The 16,837-nt window shown below is 63.5% G+C and carries 17 protein-coding genes; 8 read left to right on the plus strand and 9 right to left on the minus strand.

What is annotated here, in order from left to right; translation table 11 throughout:
• The first annotated feature begins 49 nt into the window (after positions 1 to 49).
• Entirely contained in the window at positions 50 to 1,060 is a 1,011-nt protein-coding gene (locus NKH91_RS01870; RefSeq protein ID WP_352845731.1) for a nucleoside recognition domain-containing protein, read from the plus strand.
• A 38-nt stretch (positions 1,061 to 1,098) separates the two neighbouring features.
• Here the strand turns inward: NKH91_RS01870 and NKH91_RS01875 are convergent, their stop codons facing one another.
• Together NKH91_RS01875 and NKH91_RS01880 are read right to left on the minus strand one after the other, a co-directional pair.
• On the minus strand, positions 1,099 to 2,211 hold the full coding sequence (locus NKH91_RS01875; RefSeq protein ID WP_352845595.1) for a TauD/TfdA family dioxygenase: 1,113 nt from the start codon (positions 2,209 to 2,211) through the stop codon (positions 1,099 to 1,101).
• Between the two features lie 256 nt (positions 2,212 to 2,467).
• A complete protein-coding gene (locus NKH91_RS01880) occupies positions 2,468 to 4,249 on the minus strand; it encodes a chloride channel protein (protein ID WP_352481963.1) in 1,782 nt (593 codons plus the stop codon).
• A 259-nt stretch (positions 4,250 to 4,508) separates the two neighbouring features.
• Between NKH91_RS01880 and NKH91_RS01885 the strand changes: the two genes are divergently transcribed.
• The gene (locus NKH91_RS01885; RefSeq protein ID WP_023720213.1) at positions 4,509 to 4,793 is read left to right on the plus strand and encodes an SCP2 sterol-binding domain-containing protein; all 285 of its coding nucleotides are present in this window, start codon (positions 4,509 to 4,511) and stop codon (positions 4,791 to 4,793) included.
• A 51-nt stretch (positions 4,794 to 4,844) separates the two neighbouring features.
• Here the strand turns inward: NKH91_RS01885 and NKH91_RS01890 are convergent, their stop codons facing one another.
• Together NKH91_RS01890 and odc2 are read right to left on the minus strand one after the other, a co-directional pair.
• Positions 4,845 to 5,408 carry a GNAT family N-acetyltransferase gene (locus NKH91_RS01890; protein WP_352815636.1) on the minus strand — a complete coding sequence of 188 codons (564 nt, stop codon included), beginning with the start codon at positions 5,406 to 5,408 and terminating at the stop codon, positions 4,845 to 4,847.
• 134 nt (positions 5,409 to 5,542) lie between these two features.
• Complete coding sequence (gene odc2 / locus NKH91_RS01895; protein WP_023720212.1) at positions 5,543 to 6,676, minus strand: ornithine/lysine decarboxylase; 1,134 nt, start codon at positions 6,674 to 6,676, stop codon at positions 5,543 to 5,545.
• A gap of 563 nt (positions 6,677 to 7,239) precedes the next feature.
• Between odc2 and NKH91_RS01900 the strand changes: the two genes are divergently transcribed.
• From NKH91_RS01900 to NKH91_RS01915, 4 genes are all read left to right on the plus strand, one after another.
• Positions 7,240 to 8,439 (plus strand): amidase, encoded by a 1,200-nt coding sequence (locus NKH91_RS01900; protein WP_352815591.1) that lies wholly within the window; start codon positions 7,240 to 7,242, stop codon positions 8,437 to 8,439.
• 1 nt (position 8,440) lies between these two features.
• Positions 8,441 to 9,340, plus strand: a complete 900-nt coding sequence (locus tag NKH91_RS01905; protein ID WP_352845594.1) for a LysR family transcriptional regulator — start codon at positions 8,441 to 8,443, stop codon at positions 9,338 to 9,340.
• 86 nt (positions 9,341 to 9,426) lie between these two features.
• Positions 9,427 to 10,095 (plus strand): DUF1007 family protein, encoded by a 669-nt coding sequence (locus tag NKH91_RS01910; RefSeq protein WP_352494723.1) that lies wholly within the window; start codon positions 9,427 to 9,429, stop codon positions 10,093 to 10,095.
• Entirely contained in the window at positions 10,092 to 11,246 is a 1,155-nt protein-coding gene (locus NKH91_RS01915) for a nickel/cobalt transporter (RefSeq protein WP_352482093.1), read from the plus strand. Before NKH91_RS01910 ends, NKH91_RS01915 begins: the two co-directional genes overlap by 4 nt.
• Positions 11,247 to 11,271: 25 nt before the next feature.
• Here NKH91_RS01915 and denD read toward each other — a convergent pair whose 3' ends face one another.
• The 4 genes from denD to NKH91_RS01935 form a co-directional block, all read right to left on the minus strand.
• On the minus strand, positions 11,272 to 12,249 hold the full coding sequence (gene denD, locus NKH91_RS01920; protein WP_352590598.1) for a D-erythronate dehydrogenase: 978 nt from the start codon (positions 12,247 to 12,249) through the stop codon (positions 11,272 to 11,274).
• Between the two features lies 1 nt (position 12,250).
• Positions 12,251 to 12,457, minus strand: coding sequence for a hypothetical protein (locus NKH91_RS01925; protein WP_031194351.1), 207 nt, complete (start codon positions 12,455 to 12,457; stop codon positions 12,251 to 12,253).
• A gap of 62 nt (positions 12,458 to 12,519) precedes the next feature.
• Complete coding sequence (locus tag NKH91_RS01930; RefSeq protein WP_023720205.1) at positions 12,520 to 13,503, minus strand: cation diffusion facilitator family transporter; 984 nt, start codon at positions 13,501 to 13,503, stop codon at positions 12,520 to 12,522.
• 13 nt (positions 13,504 to 13,516) lie between these two features.
• Positions 13,517 to 14,203, minus strand: coding sequence for a GNAT family N-acetyltransferase (locus NKH91_RS01935; RefSeq protein WP_023720204.1), 687 nt, complete (start codon positions 14,201 to 14,203; stop codon positions 13,517 to 13,519).
• Between the two features lie 83 nt (positions 14,204 to 14,286).
• Between NKH91_RS01935 and NKH91_RS01940 the strand changes: the two genes are divergently transcribed.
• Both NKH91_RS01940 and NKH91_RS01945 read left to right on the plus strand, forming a co-directional pair.
• Complete coding sequence (locus NKH91_RS01940) at positions 14,287 to 15,471, plus strand: pyridoxal phosphate-dependent aminotransferase (RefSeq protein ID WP_023720203.1); 1,185 nt, start codon at positions 14,287 to 14,289, stop codon at positions 15,469 to 15,471.
• Between the two features lie 28 nt (positions 15,472 to 15,499).
• Entirely contained in the window at positions 15,500 to 15,880 is a 381-nt protein-coding gene (locus NKH91_RS01945) for a YciI family protein (RefSeq protein WP_023720202.1), read from the plus strand.
• Positions 15,881 to 15,982: 102 nt separating this feature from the next.
• On the opposite strand, the gene NKH91_RS01950 is transcribed toward NKH91_RS01945, so the two are convergent.
• Positions 15,983 to 16,738 (minus strand): SDR family oxidoreductase, encoded by a 756-nt coding sequence (locus NKH91_RS01950; protein WP_352845592.1) that lies wholly within the window; start codon positions 16,736 to 16,738, stop codon positions 15,983 to 15,985.
• Positions 16,739 to 16,837: the final 99 nt, after the last annotated feature.

A 16,837-nucleotide genomic window follows, 5' to 3' on the forward strand; every position in this document is an offset into this window, starting at 1 on the left:
GAAGCGTCTCAGGTTACCCAGATGGCTCCAGGGATGATGGAGCAGCATGATGGCAATTTGCGCCGCCTTCTATCGCAAGACATTGGAGACGCTTGAAATCTACTGGGAGCTGGTTCGCGTGATCGTTCCGGTTGCGATAGCCACGCGGCTCCTGCAGGATCTTGGCGTCATCCAGGCGATTTCTCCGTTCTTCTCACCGCTCATGTTGCAGGTGGGGTTGCCGCCTGAACTCGCCTTTGCCTGGCTGACGGGATTGCTGGTCGGGATCTGGGGCGCGCTTGTGATCGTATTCACCTTGCTTCCGGTTTCGGCGCTCAGCACTGCCGACATGACGGTTCTTTCGGCTCTCTTGCTGTTTGCACATGCCATTCCGATCGAGCAACGGATCATTCAGAGGACCGGGCCGAGCTTCCTGGTCACCGCGGCGCTTCGTATTGGCGGGGGTTTGGTCTTTGCTGTCCTTCTGCATCAGATATTCGCCGTGACCGGATGGCTGTCAGGACCGGTGGCGCCGGCGTGGATGCCGACGAATGAAAGCACCGACTGGGGCGGCTTTCTCCTGGGCACAGTCAAAACCCTGGGCATCATGCTCATCGTTCTGCTTGCGCTAAGCTGGGTTATCGAGCTTCTCAAGATGGCGGGCATTTTGGAGTGGATGAACAGAGGGCTTGCACCGCTCTTTCGGCTCGCCGGCATCGAAAAGCAGACGGTACCTCTCGCCGCTGTCGGCCTGTTTCTCGGGATTTCCTATGGCGCAGGACTGCTGATCCGCGAGGCGCGCACGCCTAGCGCGGAGCCGCGTCAGATATTCCTCGCCTGCGTGTTCATGGGTTTTGCCCATAGCCTCATTGAGGACACGTTGGTCGTCGTCGCACTTGGCGCCGATGTCACGAGCGTGCTTCTCGGTCGCCTGGCGTTTGCCGTGCTCGCGACCGCCGTGATCGCAAAAGTAATCAATGCGGTTCCCGACGCTCTTTTCTTCAAGACACTCTTCCACAAGGAAGAAGGCAGTTCGCGCAATCGGATTTCTGAGCCGGCGATTAGCGGACCGTTGACGTGAGCCGTCCTTACGCAGCAGCCGACATGTGTGTCGCATCACTATCGCGAGAGGACGCGAATCCGGCTCTGGAACTCACCACGATCGACATAGCATCCGCGCAGATGTCGCGGCCCGGTGTTCGGGTTGAACGATTGGCGGCCATGCAACACCCGGCGATTGTCGAAGACCGCCATTTCGCCGGCCTTCAGGCGGTAGGCTATTTGGAAACGCGGCCCGCGGATCATCATCATCAGCTTGCGATAAGCCGCATAAAAGGGCGCGCATAGGTCGGAGGGAAGGTCGATGACATCGACAAGATGGGCGTTGAACCGCAACTCCGTCACTTCCCCGTCGCGTTGCGTTACAATCACAGGAAACCGACCGCGCAGATCGTAGTTTTCATCGTGAAAACGATAGGGGATCTCGATCTCGCACAATAGGCGGTAGGCTTCCGGATCTTCCGCCTGTAGCGCGGCGACGACCGCAAACCCGTCGGCAAAGATCGATCCACCGCCCTCAGCGTCATTGGCGATACAATGCAGGAACTGGTAGCCGGGCGGCACCTCCTGGTTCGCGAGATCGGTGTGTAGCGGCAAGGCGACCGGCGTATAGGCCAGATTGTTCGGGTTCGGCATCGACACGACTTCGAACATCGTGCCGAAATTTGTCTGGCGCAGGAAACCAATCCGCTCGGCCGAACGCCGCCCCGCATCGGGATCATCGTCAAGCCCATCGACGATGGAGAGCCCGTATGCAGCCGTTGCCTTCAGCCAGGCGAGCAGATCGGCATCGCTTTGCAAGATGTCCCCGGCGGCGTGACGCGGCATGGTTTCAAGATTGATTGAGGCGTCCCAGAGTTTCGGAGCGATGTCGGCCGGATCGTCCCGCTTTCTGCCGGGACGGTAGGACTCAAAGAACTGGCTCGGGAATTCCTCCTCAGCCTGGTCGTTCTGCCAGACAATGCCCACAGCGCTGCCCCTGTCCCGCACGCTGATGGGTCTGAGCGAGGGGTCTACGCTGGTCAGGTCGAAAGTTCGTTCTTCGGTCTGCGGGTGAAACGCCGATGGTGCATTGTCCTTTAGCCAAAGCCAGGGGTAGCAGACTGTTTCGCCCGACACGAAAGTCACGGCAAGCGCGGTCTCCCGGGCTTCCACGGAAAGCAGGGTATTCATGATGATGTCTCTCTGAACACAGAATTTGATTTTCAGCTTGGATCAGGCCCGCAGGCCGTCAACCCAACGGTGGTGGCCACCACAAGCTCGGCTTCCCATAGCGATGGGATCCGGGATTTCTGTTCGGTTCTTCGAGCACGCCATCTCCAGGCGGAATCTGGCTCCAGATGAAATCTGGTTCAAAGCCACCGCGATGGTAGCGGTCATTCGCCGGCGGTGTCCAGCTAAATGCAGCGGGATCGCCATCCCCTCTCGGCTACCCCTCGCCCGACAGATCGCGCCGCGCCTTGTCGAGTTCCTCGGCATAGCGGCGCATCAGGTGGCCTTCGGTCAGCAAACCGACCACCTTGCGGTCGGTGAAATCCTCGACCACTGCCAATTCCTCGGCGCCGGCGCGCTGGAAGGTCTCGGCCGCCGACTGCACGTTCATGCTCGGCACCAGCACCGCATCCCTAAATTTGGCGAAGGACAGCACCGGCATCTCGTCATCCGACAAATGGCTGTGCAATTCGGCGACGATCAGCACGCCGACATAGTGCAGTTCGGCATCCACCGCGATGACGCGCTGCGAGGCACCGAGCGGCACCTGCTTGCGGAATGTTGCAAGCGTCGTTGAGGCGTCGATGGTGCGGACATCCTTGCGCATCATCGAGCCGACCGTCAGGCTGCGCATCCAGCCTACATCATGGGCGCTGCGGATGGTTTCGCCGCGCAGGTGAAAGCGCCATGTCGAGAAGGAATAGCCAAACGTTTCTCGCACCAGGATCGCCGCCATGAGCGAGGCGGCCAGCACCACGCCGGTCAGCGTCAGGTCGCGGGTCGATTCCAGCGCCAGGAAGGTCATCGTCAACGGGCCACCGACGACGCCGACGGCGAGCGAGGTCATGCCGACGACGGCGGCGACGGCGGGGTCGATGCCGGTCGCCGGCGAGACGAACGCCATCGCGCCGGCGAACATCTTGCCGAGCAGGGCACCGAGGAACAAAGAGGCAAAGAACAGCCCGCCGCGGAAGCCGGAGCCGAGCGAGATCGCCGACGCCGACAGCTTCAGCACGAAGACGCTGGCCACCACGGCCAGCCCGTAATTCATCGCGAATTCGCGGTGCAGCGCGCCATGGCCGCTGGACAGGACCTGCGGCGTGATCAGCCCCAGCAGCCCGACCATCACGCCGCCGATGGCTGGGCGCAACGAGGCGTCGATCGACAGCCGCGCAAAGATGCGCTCGATCAGGCTCACCAGATGCATGATGGCGATCGAAGCACCGCCACCCAAAAGCCCGAGCAGCATGAACGGCAAATAATGGCTGACGGTGAGTGCCGGCAGACCCGCGAGCTCCAGCGGAAACGGCACGCCGCCGAACATTTCGGCGGTCAGCGAGGCCGAGATCGCGGCGGCCATCACCGGCGCGACATTGGCGACCGAATAGATGCCGATGACCAGCTCGAAACCGTAGAAGGCGCCGGTCAGCGGCGCATCGAAGGCGGCGGCGATCGCGCCGGCCGCACCGCAGCCGACGAGGATGCGGACATCGTTGCGGCGCAGCCTGAACAAGCGCGCCAGCCGCGACGCCAGGCCGGAACCCACCTGCGTGTAGCCGGCCTCGAGCCCGACCGAAGCGCCGAAGCCGCTCGAGATCATCGTCTGCCCGGCGATGATGAAAGTGTCGGTCAGCGACATGCGGCCGCCGTAAAGGGCGTTGGCTTCGATCGGATCGACCGGCGTGCGGAACTTCCGCTTTCTCAGCCAGATCACCGTCAGCCCGAGCAGGATGCCGCCGATCGCCGGTATCAGCGCTTGCTCCGGCCTTTGCAGCGAAAACATCGCCGAAAGCCGACCACCGGGCTGAACGCCGAACATAAGCCCATGCAGGACCTGCACCAGTTCGCTCATGCCGGTGACCAGCGCACCCGCTATCACCCCGACCAAAGCCGCCAGAATGACGACGGCGATGCCGCGCGCCTCGAGCAGCGGGATCGATCGGATCAGCACCGCGCGCAGTCGGCGGGCATAGACTTGCGGTTCGTTTCTGGAAAGCACCGGGGCGGCTCGCCGATATCAAAAGGGGAGTGGTGCCTGATACGCCCGGCGGCTTTGCATGGCAACAATGCCGGCCGCCAAGGTGTCATGCCCGCGTGATGCTGCGTCGATAAAGCCCATCTTCAGCTCGGGGAACCGCGTTGACGTAAACGTCAACCCGAAGCTATATGCGCCGACCGTGGCTGTAAAACCAGGCAAGCGGCTTCGGCCGGGTCGAAGCGCCAAGGCGCGACAACGCAACCAGACGAGGAGAACCGCCATGAGCGTTCAGGAGATTGCCGACAAGATCAGGTCGCGCGTGGCGAGCGCCGGGTTCGATCGCTCCGTGAAATTCGACACCGGCAGCGACGGCGTCATCGTCATCGACGGCGCCGATGTCTCGACCACCGATGCACCGGCAGATTGCACCATACAGCTGTCGCTCGACGATTTGGACTCGCTGATATCAGGCGATCTCAACCCGACCATGGCCTTCATGTCCGGCAAGATAAAGGTCGAAGGCGACATGAGCGTCGCCATGGCGCTCAGCCAGCTGATCGGCTGATCGCTTAAGGTGAGACAAGCCGCCGCGCGCGACGACGGCGGCTTCGAACCATCAGGCAGCGAGCGACAGCCGCTGCGCCTTCAGCTTGCGCCCGGCCGCCTTCAACGTGCCCTGCGCGCCGTCGAGCGCGCCGGACACCAGTTCCCGCGCCAGCAGGCGGTGCCGCTCGTAAGGCCCCGGCATGGCCAGCGAGCCGGTCTTTGCGGCCGAAAACCCGAAGCGCTCGTAATAGGGTGCGTCGCCGACCAGCAGGATCGCCGCATGGCCAAGCCGCTCGGCCTCAGTCACTGCATGGCGCATCAGCGCCGAGCCGATGCCGGCATTTTTCAGCGCCGGGTCGACCGCAAGCGGGCCGAGCAGCAGCGCTGCCTTGCCGCCCTCGCCCAGCACCACGTCCCACAGCCGCACGGTGCCGGCAACAGCGCCCGACGCATCGCGCGCGACAAAGGCAAGGCCCTCCGAAGGCCGGCGGCCGCGCCGCAGCTTTTCCGACGACTTCTTCCGGCGCTTCGGCCCCATGGCGCGATCGAGCAAAGCCTCGCGCGCACCGATATCGGCAGCGGTTTCGGCAGTGATGACAAAAGCGCCGGCATTCTCCCCCCTCGAGGGGGACATCCCCGCGGCGCCTTCAACAATGAAATCCAAAACGTCCATTTCCGCGATCCTTCACGAGCGGATTGTTCCACAGGCGAGCCCGGGCGGGCGACAGGCGCCCACCTCGGGATGATCTGATCGGTTCTTTCGAACCGTCAGATCACGTAGGATCGGAGAGGTTCGAAGCCGTTGAAGGCAACCGACGCGTAGGTCGTCGTGTAGGCGCCGGTGCCCTCGATCAGCACCTCGTCGCCGATGGTCAGCGACAAGGGCAGCGGATACGGCGTCTTCTCGTACATCACGTCGGCCGAATCGCAGGTCGGGCCGGCGAGCACGCAAGGCGCGGTCTCGCTGCCGTCATGCGCGGTGACGATCGGGTAGCGGATCGCCTCGTCCATGGTCTCGGCGAGACCGCCGAACTTGCCGATGTCGAGGAACACCCAGCGCACATTGTCGTTGTCGGCCTTCTTCGAGATCAGCACGACCTCCGACTTGATGACGCCGGCATTGCCGACCATGCCGCGGCCCGGCTCGATGATCGTCTCGGGGATCGCGTTGCCGAAGTGCTTCCTGAGCGCCGAGAAGATCGCCTGGCCATAGGCCTGCGCCACCGGCACATCCCTGAGATAGCGGGTCGGGAAGCCGCCGCCCATATTGACCATCTTCAGCACGATGCCTTCGTCGGCGAGCGTCGCGAACACCTTCTTGGCGTCGCCCAGCGCGCGGTCCCAGGCGGTCAGGTCGGTCTGCTGCGAGCCGACATGGAACGACACACCATAAGCATCGAGGCCGAGCGCCCTGGCATGGCGCAGCACGTCGACCGCCATCGCCGGCACACAGCCGAACTTGCGCGACAGCGGCCATTCGGCGCCCTCGCCGTCGGTCAGGACGCGGCAGAACACGCGAGCGCCGGGAGCGACACGGGCGATCTTCTCGACCTCCTCGACGCAGTCCACCGCAAACAGCTTAATGCCGAGCTGGTAGGCGCGCTGGATGTCGCGCTCCTTCTTGATGGTGTTGCCGAAGGAGATGCGGTCCGCCGGCGCACCGGCGTCCATCGCCATCTCGACTTCGGCAACGGAAGCGGTGTCGAAGGACGAGCCCATCGCAGCAAGCAGGCGCAGGATTTCCGGCGCCGGGTTTGCTTTCACCGCATAGTAGATCTTGGAATCGGGAAGCGCCTTCTCGAAGGCGCGGAAATTGTCGCGCACCACATCGAGGTCGACGACGAGGCACGGGCCGTTCGGACGTCGGGTAGCGAGGAAATCAAGGATGCGCTGGGTAGCCATCGGGGTCTCTCCATCAGCGCCTTTCGGCGCGCACAAAGGCTTGCGGACGCGGGCTCTCGGCCTCGCGAACACGCGGTGGACAAAGGCGGGACGGAAATCCATGGAACCAGCCGGTGGAGACCCCGGAACCATGAAGCGCCGTCTCGCGGCGGTGAACCTTGGCCTTGCCCGGCCTCGGTTCGCTTTGTCTGCCTTGGCTTGGATGGGAGACCCGTCCGCACTGCCGGCAATGAAGGTGTGCCTCTTCAGTAACCCCGGTCTTTGGACGACCGGCAGAACACCAGAAAGGCCCGCACCGTCGTTGCTTCAAGGTGTCCTCGGTTGGCGGTTGGCCGCTAAACCGACTGGAGGGGTTGGCTCCAGTTACCTTACCGATTGCCCTCACCATTCGAGGATCGGCGGACACCCACAGGCACGTGCGACTTTGGGCAAGCGCGATATAAGAGCGAAAGATTTCACAATCAATAAAAATCGTATGGCAGGTTGTAAAATTTGTGGCATCGAACAATGCTGCGGCAACCAGAAGAACAATGCTGCGGCAAGCACATCCGGATATCGAACGCATGACAGGCACTCGCGGCCCGCTGAACGCTTTTCTCGACCTTGATCAAACCCCTGTAGCCAATGCGAAATCCGGCCCGCTTGCCGGCTTGCGGCTGGCCGTCAAGGATATCTTCGACGTCGCCGGCTACCGCACCGGCTGCGGCAATCCGCAGAAATACCGGGAAGCTTCACCGGCCACGGCGACCGCGCCGGCCGTCCAGGCGCTGCTTGATTCGGGCGCACGCTTCGTCGGCAAGACGCAGACCGACGAACTCGCCTTTTCCCTGCTGGGGCTGAACGCGCATTTCCCGTCGCCGATCAATCCGGCGGCACCCGACCGCGTCACCGGCGGCTCATCCTCCGGTTCTGCCGCGGCGGTAGCCGGCGGGCTCGCCGACATCGCCACCGGGTCCGACACCGGCGGCTCGATCCGTGCGCCGGCAAGCTTCTGCGGCCTGATCGGCCTCAGGACGACGCATGGCCGCATCCCGCTCGACGGCACCATGCCGCTGGCGCCTTCGCTGGACACGTTCGGCTGGTTCGCCAGGGATATCGTCACTTACGAAAAGGTCGGCACGGTGCTGCTCGGCGACGATCCGCATCGCCACGAACTGGTACGCCCTCTTGCCCTCGACGCGCTGGACAGCCTCGTGCTCGGCCCGCTGGAGGCGGATGAATATCGCGCCATGGTCCGCAGTGTCGCGTCGGTGCTGGGAGCGCCGCGCAGCGTTGGCCCGCTGTCGCATTCAATCGACGATCTTTATTGGTGCTTCCGTAAGCTGCAGGGCTATGAAGCCTGGCAAAGCCACGGCGCCTGGATCGCCGGCGGCGACCGCATGCTCGGCCCCGGCGTCAAGGAGCGCTTCGAGCATGGCGCGACCATCAGCGCGACAACCGCGCAGCACGAAACGGAACGTCGCGTTTCGTTTCGCCTCGAACTTGCCGGCCTGCTTGGCGACGACGGCGTTCTTGTGCTTCCGACCGCTCCGGGAGCGGCGCCGCTCAAGGCCGCGACATTCGACGATTTGCAGACCTATCGCGAGCGCGCGCTGAGACTGCTATGCCTTTCCGGCCTGTCCGGTTTTCCGCAAATCACGCTGCCGCTCGGCAGGGCCGAAGGCGCGCCGTTCGGACTTTCGCTGCTCGGTCCGAAGAACAGCGACCGGCAGCTGATTGCGCTGGCCGCCCGCATCCTTTCAGCCCGCCAAGGAGGCGCATGACATGGATACGCTGACCCGCATGCGTGCCTTCATCGACGTGGTCGAGGCCGAAGGCTTTTCGGCGGCGGCGCGCAAGATCGGCCGCTCGAAGGCGCTGTTGTCGAAATATGTGCGCGAGCTGGAGGACGAACTCGGCGCGCTGCTGCTCAACCGGACCACCAGGCAGTTCTCCCTGACCGAGGCCGGCCACACCTATTACCGGCGCGCCTCGGAGATCGTGCGCGAGGTCGACAGCCTTGCCGATGCGGTGCGCGAATCCTCCGGCGACGTGCGCGGCAGGATCAAGCTGTCGGCGCCGCGTACTTTCGCCGACGCGCCGATCGGCCAATCGCTGATCGACTTCGCCAAGCAGCATCCCGACATCGTCCTCGACATTCATCTCGACGATCGCTTCGTCGATCTGGTCGAGGAGGGCTTCGATCTGGCGGTGCGCATTTCGCGGCTGGAGAATTCCTCGCTGATCGCCAGGCGCCTGGCCCCATTTTCGGTACGGCTTTGCGCGTCTCCCGAACTGATCGCCAAGCACGGCATGCCGGTCACGGCGCAAGACCTTGCCCGCGTGCCTTGCATCATCGACACCAATGGCCGCTGGCTCACCAACTGGCCGTTCAAGGGCGACAGCGGCGATACCGTGAGCGTTTCGGTTTCCGGCCCGATCGAGGTCAACAGCCCGATGGCGGCAAGGGCCGCTGCCGTGGCTGGATTGGGATTTTCCATCCTGCCGGATTTCATCGCCGCGCCCGACATCGAAAGCGGCAAGCTGGTGACTGCTCTGGATGACCGCATCCTGCCCGGCGGCGGCATCTTCGCCGTCTATCCGCACCGGCGCTATCTGCCTGCAAAAGTTCGCGTATTCGTCGACTTCCTGGTGCAGTGGTTCAAGGCGCTGGACACCGCATGAGCTTTCAGCCGGCTTGCGGTCCCATTTTCGCCCCCTTTCTGGTAACTGTCGGCAATTCACCGAAGCCGATTGAATCGCGACCGAGAATGCACCTGAAACAGCAAGCCATCATGCTGGCTTCGGCCTTGACCGCGACTATCGCCGCCGTCGGACCGGCCGAGGTGCATCCCCACGTCTTCGCCGAGGCACGGCTCGAAGTGGTCCTCGGCCCGGATCACCAAACTGTGAAGGCATTGCGCCATGTCTGGCGCTTCGACGACTTGTTTTCGAGCACGGTGATGATGGAGTTCGACAAGAATTCCGACCTGAAGCTCGACGACAAGGAGCTGAAGGATGTTGCCGACACCGTCCATGCCTCGCTTGCCGAATTCAACTACTTCCAGCTCGTCACCGTCGACGGCAAGGACGTGGCAATGACCCCGCCGCCGCAGCTGATGGCCAATTTCGACAACGACCAGTTGATCATCCTGTTCGAATCTGAACCGAAGGCGCCGATCAAGCTCAGCGGCAAGATCGACATCGGGGTGTACGACCCGACCTTCTACACCGCGATCGATTTCACCGAGGATGCCCATCTGCAGGTCGATGGCCTGCCGCCGACCTGCACCAGCAAGGTTGTCCGCCCGAATCCGGATGAGGCGATCGCCCAGAACCAGAAGACCCTGACCGACGCGTTCTTCAACGATCCGACGGGCACCGACATGAGCAAGATCTTTGCCACCAAGCTTGAACTGACCTGTCAGCCGGAAGGATAGATCCAGTGACGAAACCGTCCCTGCGTTTGGCAGTCGGTCTTCTGGCCGCCGCCTTTGTGATGACGCACTTTCTCGGCTCCGCCCACGCCCAGAGCTCGCTCGGCATCGGCACCAATGACGGCATGGCTCCAACCGCCACCGGCCCGTTCGCCCACATCCTGATGTGGATCAATCTGCGCCAGCAGGAATTCTATCATGCGCTTGCCGGCGCGATGAAGGCGATGCGCCAGGACGGCAGCAAGATGTGGCTGCTCATCGGCCTGTCCTTTGCCTATGGCATTTTCCACGCTGCCGGCCCCGGTCACGGCAAGGCGGTGATCTCATCCTACATGGTGGCCAATGAAGTGGCGCTCCGGCGCGGCATCATGCTGTCCTTCGTCTCGGCCCTGCTGCAGGCGCTGACCGCGATCGTGGTGATGCTGCTCGCCTATTTCGTGCTGCGCGGCACCGCGATATCGATGACCGACGCCGCATGGTTCCTCGAAATCATGAGCTATGTCTTCGTCACCCTGTTCGGCGCCTGGCTGCTGTGGCGCAAGGCCGGCCCGGCCATCCTTCGCCTGTTCGGCGCAAATCCCGGCTACAGCCTCTCGGCTGCCCATGCCGGCCATTCACATGCCGGCCATTCACATTCCGCGCATGCCCATGCGGCACATTCCCACGCGCTTCATGCGCATGACGATCACGACCATGCGCATGACCATCATGACCACGGCGCACACGACCACGCCCATGCTGCGCACGATCACCACAGCCATGCGGCGGGGGAGGTCTGCGAGACCTGCGGGCACTCGCATGCGCCCGACCCGGCGCTGCTTTCCGGCGATCGCTTCGACTGGCGCACGGCCTGGTCGGCGGTGGCTGCCGTCGGTATCCGCCCCTGTTCCGGCGCGCTGATCGTGCTGAGCTTCGCCTTGCTAAATGGGCTGTGGTTCGGCGGTATCCTGTCGGTGCTGGCCATGGCGTTAGGCACCGCAATCACCGTCTCGGCTCTGGCGACGCTTGCGGTCACGGCGAAGAACTGGGCGGTGTATTTCGCCGGCGACGGCCGCATGGGCAACCGCATCCATTCCTTCGTCGAAATCGGCGGTGCCGCCTTCGTCTTCCTGTTCGGTCTGCTGCTGCTATCGGCCAGCCTGACTGGCGCCTGACCTCGTTGCGCCCGATCGGGGTGCTTTAACTAGGGATCCTGCCGCCCAACTCGTCCTCGATATGGACGCGTATGATCTCGTCGAAGCTCGTTTCGGCAGCGAAGCCAAGCTCCCTCGAGCGCCGCGCCTCGAAGCGTGTCGGCCAACCCTTCACGATCGCCCAGATCGTCTCGTCGGGCTCCTCGCGGATCAGTTTGACCGCCTTGGCGCCGGCAACACGTTCCAGCGCTTCGATCTGTTCGCCGACACTGACGGCGACGCCCGGCATCGTCAGGTTGCGGCGCGGCCCGACTGCAGCGCCGTCAATTCCAGCCGCATGGATCAAAAAATTCACCGCCGAACGCGGGCTGGCGTGTGTGTGGACGACCGAGCGCGGCACCGGCAGGATGGCTTCATGGCCGCTCAGCGGCTCGCGGATGATGCCGGAGAAGAAACCCGAGGCCGCCTTGTTCGGCTTTCCCGGCCTGACGCAGATGGTCGGCAGCCTGATGCCGATGCCGTCGAAGAAGCCACGCCTGGTATAGTCGGCAAGCAGCGCCTCGCCCATCAGCTTCTGCGTGCCGTAAGAGGTCAGCGGCGTCGGGTGGAACTCGTCCGGAATGATTTCGGGAAACGGCGCGCCGAACACGGCGATCGATGAGGTGAAGACGAGGCGCGGCGCAAATGCCGCCAGCCGGACGGCATCGAATAGCGCCCTTGTGCCATCGAGATTGACGCGGTAGCCGAGATCGAAATTGGCCTCCGCTTCACCCGACACCACGCCGGCGAGATGGAAGATCACGTCGGGCCGCGGCGCGACCAGATTTGTCGTCGCGCCCGGCGCGGCAAGGTCGCCGGTGTGGACGCTGATGCTGACGCCTTCGAGGGCGGGCGCCTGCGGTGGCACGATGTCGTGAAGGTCGAGCGCGGCGATCTTGCGGCCGCCGAGTGTCCCGTCCTTGGCCAGCCGGGCAATGAGCTTGCGGCCGACCATGCCTGCCGCGCCGGTAATCAGAATGCGCATGTCACTTTCCCTTTTTGCGCTGGCTGCGGCTACGCAGCCAGAACACGACGAAGATTGCCACCATGAAGATCGCGGCGACGACGCCGGCAAGAACCGTCGAGACGTTGCCGACCGCCAGCATCACGGTTGGAAGATAATAGGCTGCGATGCCGAACAGCAGCAAAATCCAGGCGGCGCCGATTGCCGCATTGCGGGTGTCGCGGTCCATCACGCGGCCCCAGGGTAGCGGGCGTTCATGTCGATCGTTGCCAATACCAGGAACTCCCGAAATCAGTGATAGTGGCCACGGTGCGGTGCCGCATCATGCGCGTGATCGTGCTCGCCATCATGCTCATGGCTGTCGGCACATTGGCCGAATTCCGGTTCGACGGTGGCATGGGCTATGCCATGCTCCTGCGCAAGCCGTTTCTTGATCGCGCTGACCGCCATATGCGCGTCGACGCCGTCATTGAGGCAGGCATGCAACGTCGCCATGTTGCTGGAACCGTCGATCGACCAGACATGCATGTGATGCACCTCGCGCACGCCCTTGATCGAGCCTTCGATGTCCCTCGCGATCAGGTCGCGGTCGAGGCTTGCCGGCACGCCTTCGAGCAGGACGTGGGCAGCCTCGCGCATCAGCGACCATGCCGTGGACAGGATCAGCAGCGCGACAAGGACCGATAGGATCGGATCAATAGGCGTCCAGCCCGTCGCCAGGATTATCAGCGCCGCGATGATCGCCGCGGCCGAGCCAAGCAGGTCGCCGAGCACGTGCAGGATGGCGCCGCGCATGTTCAAGCTGTCACGGTCGCCGCCATGCAGCACGAAGAAAGAGCCGATGTTGACCGCAAGGCCGGCAATCGCAACGACCAGCATCGGCCCACCGAGCACGGGCTCAGGCGTCAGCAAACGCCCCCAGGCCTCATAGACGATCCACAGCGCAATGGCGAAGATGGCGATGCCGTTGGTGTAGGCGACCAGTGTCTTGACCCGGCCGAAGCCGTAGGTGAGGCGCACGGTCCCCGGTCGGCTCGCAAGATGAAAGGCATACCAGGCAAGGCCGAGCGCAATGCAGTCGGCAAGCATGTGGCCGGCATCCGCCAGCAGCGCCAGCGATCCCGTCAGGAGACCGCCAAGCGCTTCGACGACCATGAAGCCGGCGGTCAGGCAAGCCGCGATCAGCACGCGCTTCTTGTCGGTCGAGCCATGCACATGCCCGGCACCGTGACTGTGGTCGTGGCCCTGCGCGGCATGGTCGTGGGTATGCGCCATCTATGAGCTCCTGCTACGCGCCAAACTCGGCGCGGAAATCCTCGAGCCGCCGCTTCTGCTGGCCATCGCTGTCGAAATTGGCCGGATCGAGCCACGCCTCATAGGCTCTGCGCAGATCAGGCCATTCCTTATCGATGATCGAATACCACGCGGTATCGCGGTTTTCGCCCTTGACCACAAGATGCTGACGGAAAACGCCCTCGAACTTGAAGCCGAAACGTTCCGCCGCGCGCTTCGACGGCTCGTTGCGATTGTTGCATTTCCATTCGTAGCGGCGGTAGCCAAGCTCGTCGAAGACGTACTTCATGAACAGGAACTGCGCTTCCGTCGCCGCCGGCTTGCGCGAGATCAGCGGTCCCCAATAGATGTTGCCGATCTCGATCACGCCATAGGCCGGATCGATGCGCATCAGCGTCTGGCGCCCGGCGACCTTGCCGCTGGCCTTGTCGATGACCGTGAAGAACAGCGGGTCATCGCTGGCTTCGGCCTTGTCCAGCCATGGCTGGAAGGCGGCGCGGGTCTGCGGCGGGTCGTCGAACAGCCAGGCGAAGCGGCCGCCGGCATCGACCACTGACGAGGCCTCGAACAGGCCGTCGCCGTGCTTTTCGGCGTTGAGCGGCTCCAGCCTGACAGTGCGCCCCTCCAGCAACTTGCGTTCGGGCCGCGGGCGCGGTTGCCAATTCTTGAGATTTTCCGACACCGAAAACTCCAATCCGTTTGACTTTTGCGGGCGGACGCTCACAAAAACGCACGCTCGCTGAAAGAACCACACGGACGGGAAAAATGCTCCACACGATTTCGGCCTTCGACCGCCTCGGCGAGGAAAATGCGTTCGCAGTGCTGGCGCGTGCCACTGCACTTGCCCACCAGGGCCGCGACATTGTCAATCTCGGCATCGGCCAGCCCGACTTCAAGACGCCGCAGCATATCGTCGAGGCCGCGATCAAGGCGCTACGCGATGGCCATCACGGCTATACGCCGGCCAACGGCCTGCTGGCGACGCGCGAAGCGGTGGTACGCCGCACGCTGGCCACCACCGGCGTCGAAGTCTCGCCGGAAGCGGTGATGATCCTGCCCGGCGGCAAGCCGACCATGTTCGCGGCGATCCTGATGTTTGGCGAGCCGGGTGCCGAAATTCTCTATCCCGATCCCGGCTTTCCGATCTACCGCTCGATGATCGAGTTCACCGGTGCTGCCCCCATCCCGGTGCCGATGCGCGAGGAGAACGGCTTTGCCTTTTCGGCCGCGGAGACCTTGGCGCTGATCACGCCGAAGACCAGGCTGCTGATCCTCAACTCGCCGGCCAATCCGACCGGCGGCGTCACACCGCGCGCCGAGATCGAGAAGCTGGTCAAGGGCCTGGAAGCGCACCCGGATGTCGCCATCCTTTCCGACGAGATCTACGACGTGATGACCTATGACGGCGAGACGCATTGTTCGCTGCTCGCTTTCCCCGAAATCCGCGACCGGCTGATCGTGCTCAACGGCTGGTCGAAGACCTGGGCAATGACCGGCTGGCGCATGGGCTGGTCGATCTGGCCGAACGGCGACAAGGGCGCGCATCTCTACGATAAGGTGCGCAAGCTGGCGGTCAATTGCTGGTCCTGCGTCAACGCGCCGAGCCAGTATGCCGGCATAGCCGCCATCGACGGCCCGCAGGACGATGTCGACACGATGATGCGCGCCTTCGACCGCCGCAGAAAGGTCGTGGTCGAGGGGTTGAATGCCTTGCCCGGTGTTTCCTGCATTACGCCGAAAGGCGCCTTCTATGCCTTCCCCAATGTTTCCAAGACCGGCTGGAAGGCCAAGAAGCTCGCCTCGGCGCTGCTCGAGGATGCCGGCGTGGCGCTGATCGGCGGCCCCGATTTCGGTATTCTCGGCGAAGGCTATGTCAGGCTATCCTACGCCAATTCCGAAGAGAACATCCTGCGCGCGCTGGAGCGGATCGAGACGTTTCTGACGAAGTGAGGCCACGATCGACGAAAGGAGACGCCAGATGTTCTATGCCATTCTAGCCTATCACGAGGAAGAAGCGATTACGGCGCTGACGCCGGAGCAGGATTCGGCGCTGATGACCGATCTTCTCCAGATCAACGATCGGCTTTACCGGCAAGGCACCCTCGGACCGGCGGCGCGGCTCGGCGCGACACAAGACGCCTGCACCTTGCGCGGGCCAGGCACCGGAATGGTTGTTGACGGCCCCTTCGCCGAGACCAAGGAACAATTGCTGGGACTCTATGTTGTCGACTGCGCCAACCGTGACGCCGCTGTCGACATTGCGCGCGACCTTCGCCGCGTCAATCCGACCGCCGTCTACGAAATCCGCCCGATTTCGCTGTATCTTCCCGGCGTGCCGCTTCCCGTCACGCGGCCCTAATGCATGTCGCGCAAAAGTGTGCAGCGGTTTGTGATAACGACATGCATAAACAAGAACCTAAAGCGCGTCGCATGAGGCCGGTCGAACGCGACCGGGCTGAGACTAGCCGCGGCCGACAAACGGCATCTTGGTCGCCATCACGGTCATGAACAGCACGTTGGCGTCGAGCGGCAGGCTGGCCATGTGAAGGACGGCATCGGCGACGCGCTCGACATCCATCACCGCTTCGGCGGCAATGGTGCCGTTGGCTTGCGGCACGCCGACCGTCATCGCTTGCGCCATGTCGGTCAGCGCGTTGCCGATGTCGATTTGACCGCAAGCAATGTCGAAGGGCCTGCCGTCCAGCGCCAGCGTCTTGGTCAGCCCGGTGATGGCGTGCTTGGTCGCCGTATAGGGCACCGAGCCCGGCCGTGGCGCATAGGCCGATACCGAGCCGTTGTTGATGATGCGGCCGCCCATCGGCTGCTGCCTGCGCATGGCGCCGAACGCGCCGCGAGCACACAGGAACGAGCCGGTGAGATTGACCCCGACGATGTCGTTCCACACCTCGACCGGGATATCGTCGATCAATGTCGATTTGTAGCTCGTGCCGGCATTGTTGAAGAGCAGGTCGACGCGCCCGAAGGCCGCTGCCACCGTCTCGAACAGATCGTCGACCTGATCGGCCTTGCTGATGTCGCAGGCGACCGCCAATGCCTTGGCCTGTGTCGGCCCGGCGGCGGCGATCGCATCCTCCAGCACCGGCTTGCGGCGACCGCAGAAGACCGTATTCCAGCCGGCCTTGAGCAGCGCCGTGGCGACGCTTTTGCCGATGCCCGTACCGGCGCCGGTGACGATGGCGGTTTTATAGTCGCTCATGGCTGTACTCCCTGAAAGGGATGAGGCATCGCAAATGACGGGAACCATGGCAAGCCGGCCCAAGGCCTGTGCTCGCAAAAAGGGCGGCCATTGGCGACC

Origin of the sequence: Mesorhizobium sp. M0894, assembly GCF_040319725.1 — a bacterium.
Taxonomy (GTDB): domain Bacteria; phylum Pseudomonadota; class Alphaproteobacteria; order Rhizobiales; family Rhizobiaceae; genus Mesorhizobium.

Coding starts and splice junctions, on each gene's coding strand:
- NKH91_RS01870 (WP_352845731.1), top strand. CDS start 50: ATGGCAATTTGCGCCGCCTTCTATCGCAAGACATTGGAGACGCTTGAA.
- NKH91_RS01875 (WP_352845595.1), bottom strand. CDS start 2,211: ATGAATACCCTGCTTTCCGTGGAAGCCCGGGAGACCGCGCTTGCCGTG.
- NKH91_RS01885 (WP_023720213.1), top strand. CDS start 4,509: ATGAGCGTTCAGGAGATTGCCGACAAGATCAGGTCGCGCGTGGCGAGC.
- NKH91_RS01890 (WP_352815636.1), bottom strand. CDS start 5,408: ATGTCCCCCTCGAGGGGGGAGAATGCCGGCGCTTTTGTCATCACTGCC.
- odc2 (WP_023720212.1), bottom strand. CDS start 6,676: ATGGCTACCCAGCGCATCCTTGATTTCCTCGCTACCCGACGTCCGAAC.
- NKH91_RS01900 (WP_352815591.1), top strand. CDS start 7,240: ATGACAGGCACTCGCGGCCCGCTGAACGCTTTTCTCGACCTTGATCAA.
- NKH91_RS01905 (WP_352845594.1), top strand. CDS start 8,441: ATGGATACGCTGACCCGCATGCGTGCCTTCATCGACGTGGTCGAGGCC.
- NKH91_RS01910 (WP_352494723.1), top strand. CDS start 9,427: ATGCACCTGAAACAGCAAGCCATCATGCTGGCTTCGGCCTTGACCGCG.
- denD (WP_352590598.1), bottom strand. CDS start 12,249: ATGCGCATTCTGATTACCGGCGCGGCAGGCATGGTCGGCCGCAAGCTC.
- NKH91_RS01925 (WP_031194351.1), bottom strand. CDS start 12,457: ATGGACCGCGACACCCGCAATGCGGCAATCGGCGCCGCCTGGATTTTG.
- NKH91_RS01930 (WP_023720205.1), bottom strand. CDS start 13,503: ATGGCGCATACCCACGACCATGCCGCGCAGGGCCACGACCACAGTCAC.
- NKH91_RS01940 (WP_023720203.1), top strand. CDS start 14,287: ATGCTCCACACGATTTCGGCCTTCGACCGCCTCGGCGAGGAAAATGCG.
- NKH91_RS01945 (WP_023720202.1), top strand. CDS start 15,500: ATGTTCTATGCCATTCTAGCCTATCACGAGGAAGAAGCGATTACGGCG.
- NKH91_RS01950 (WP_352845592.1), bottom strand. CDS start 16,738: ATGAGCGACTATAAAACCGCCATCGTCACCGGCGCCGGTACGGGCATC.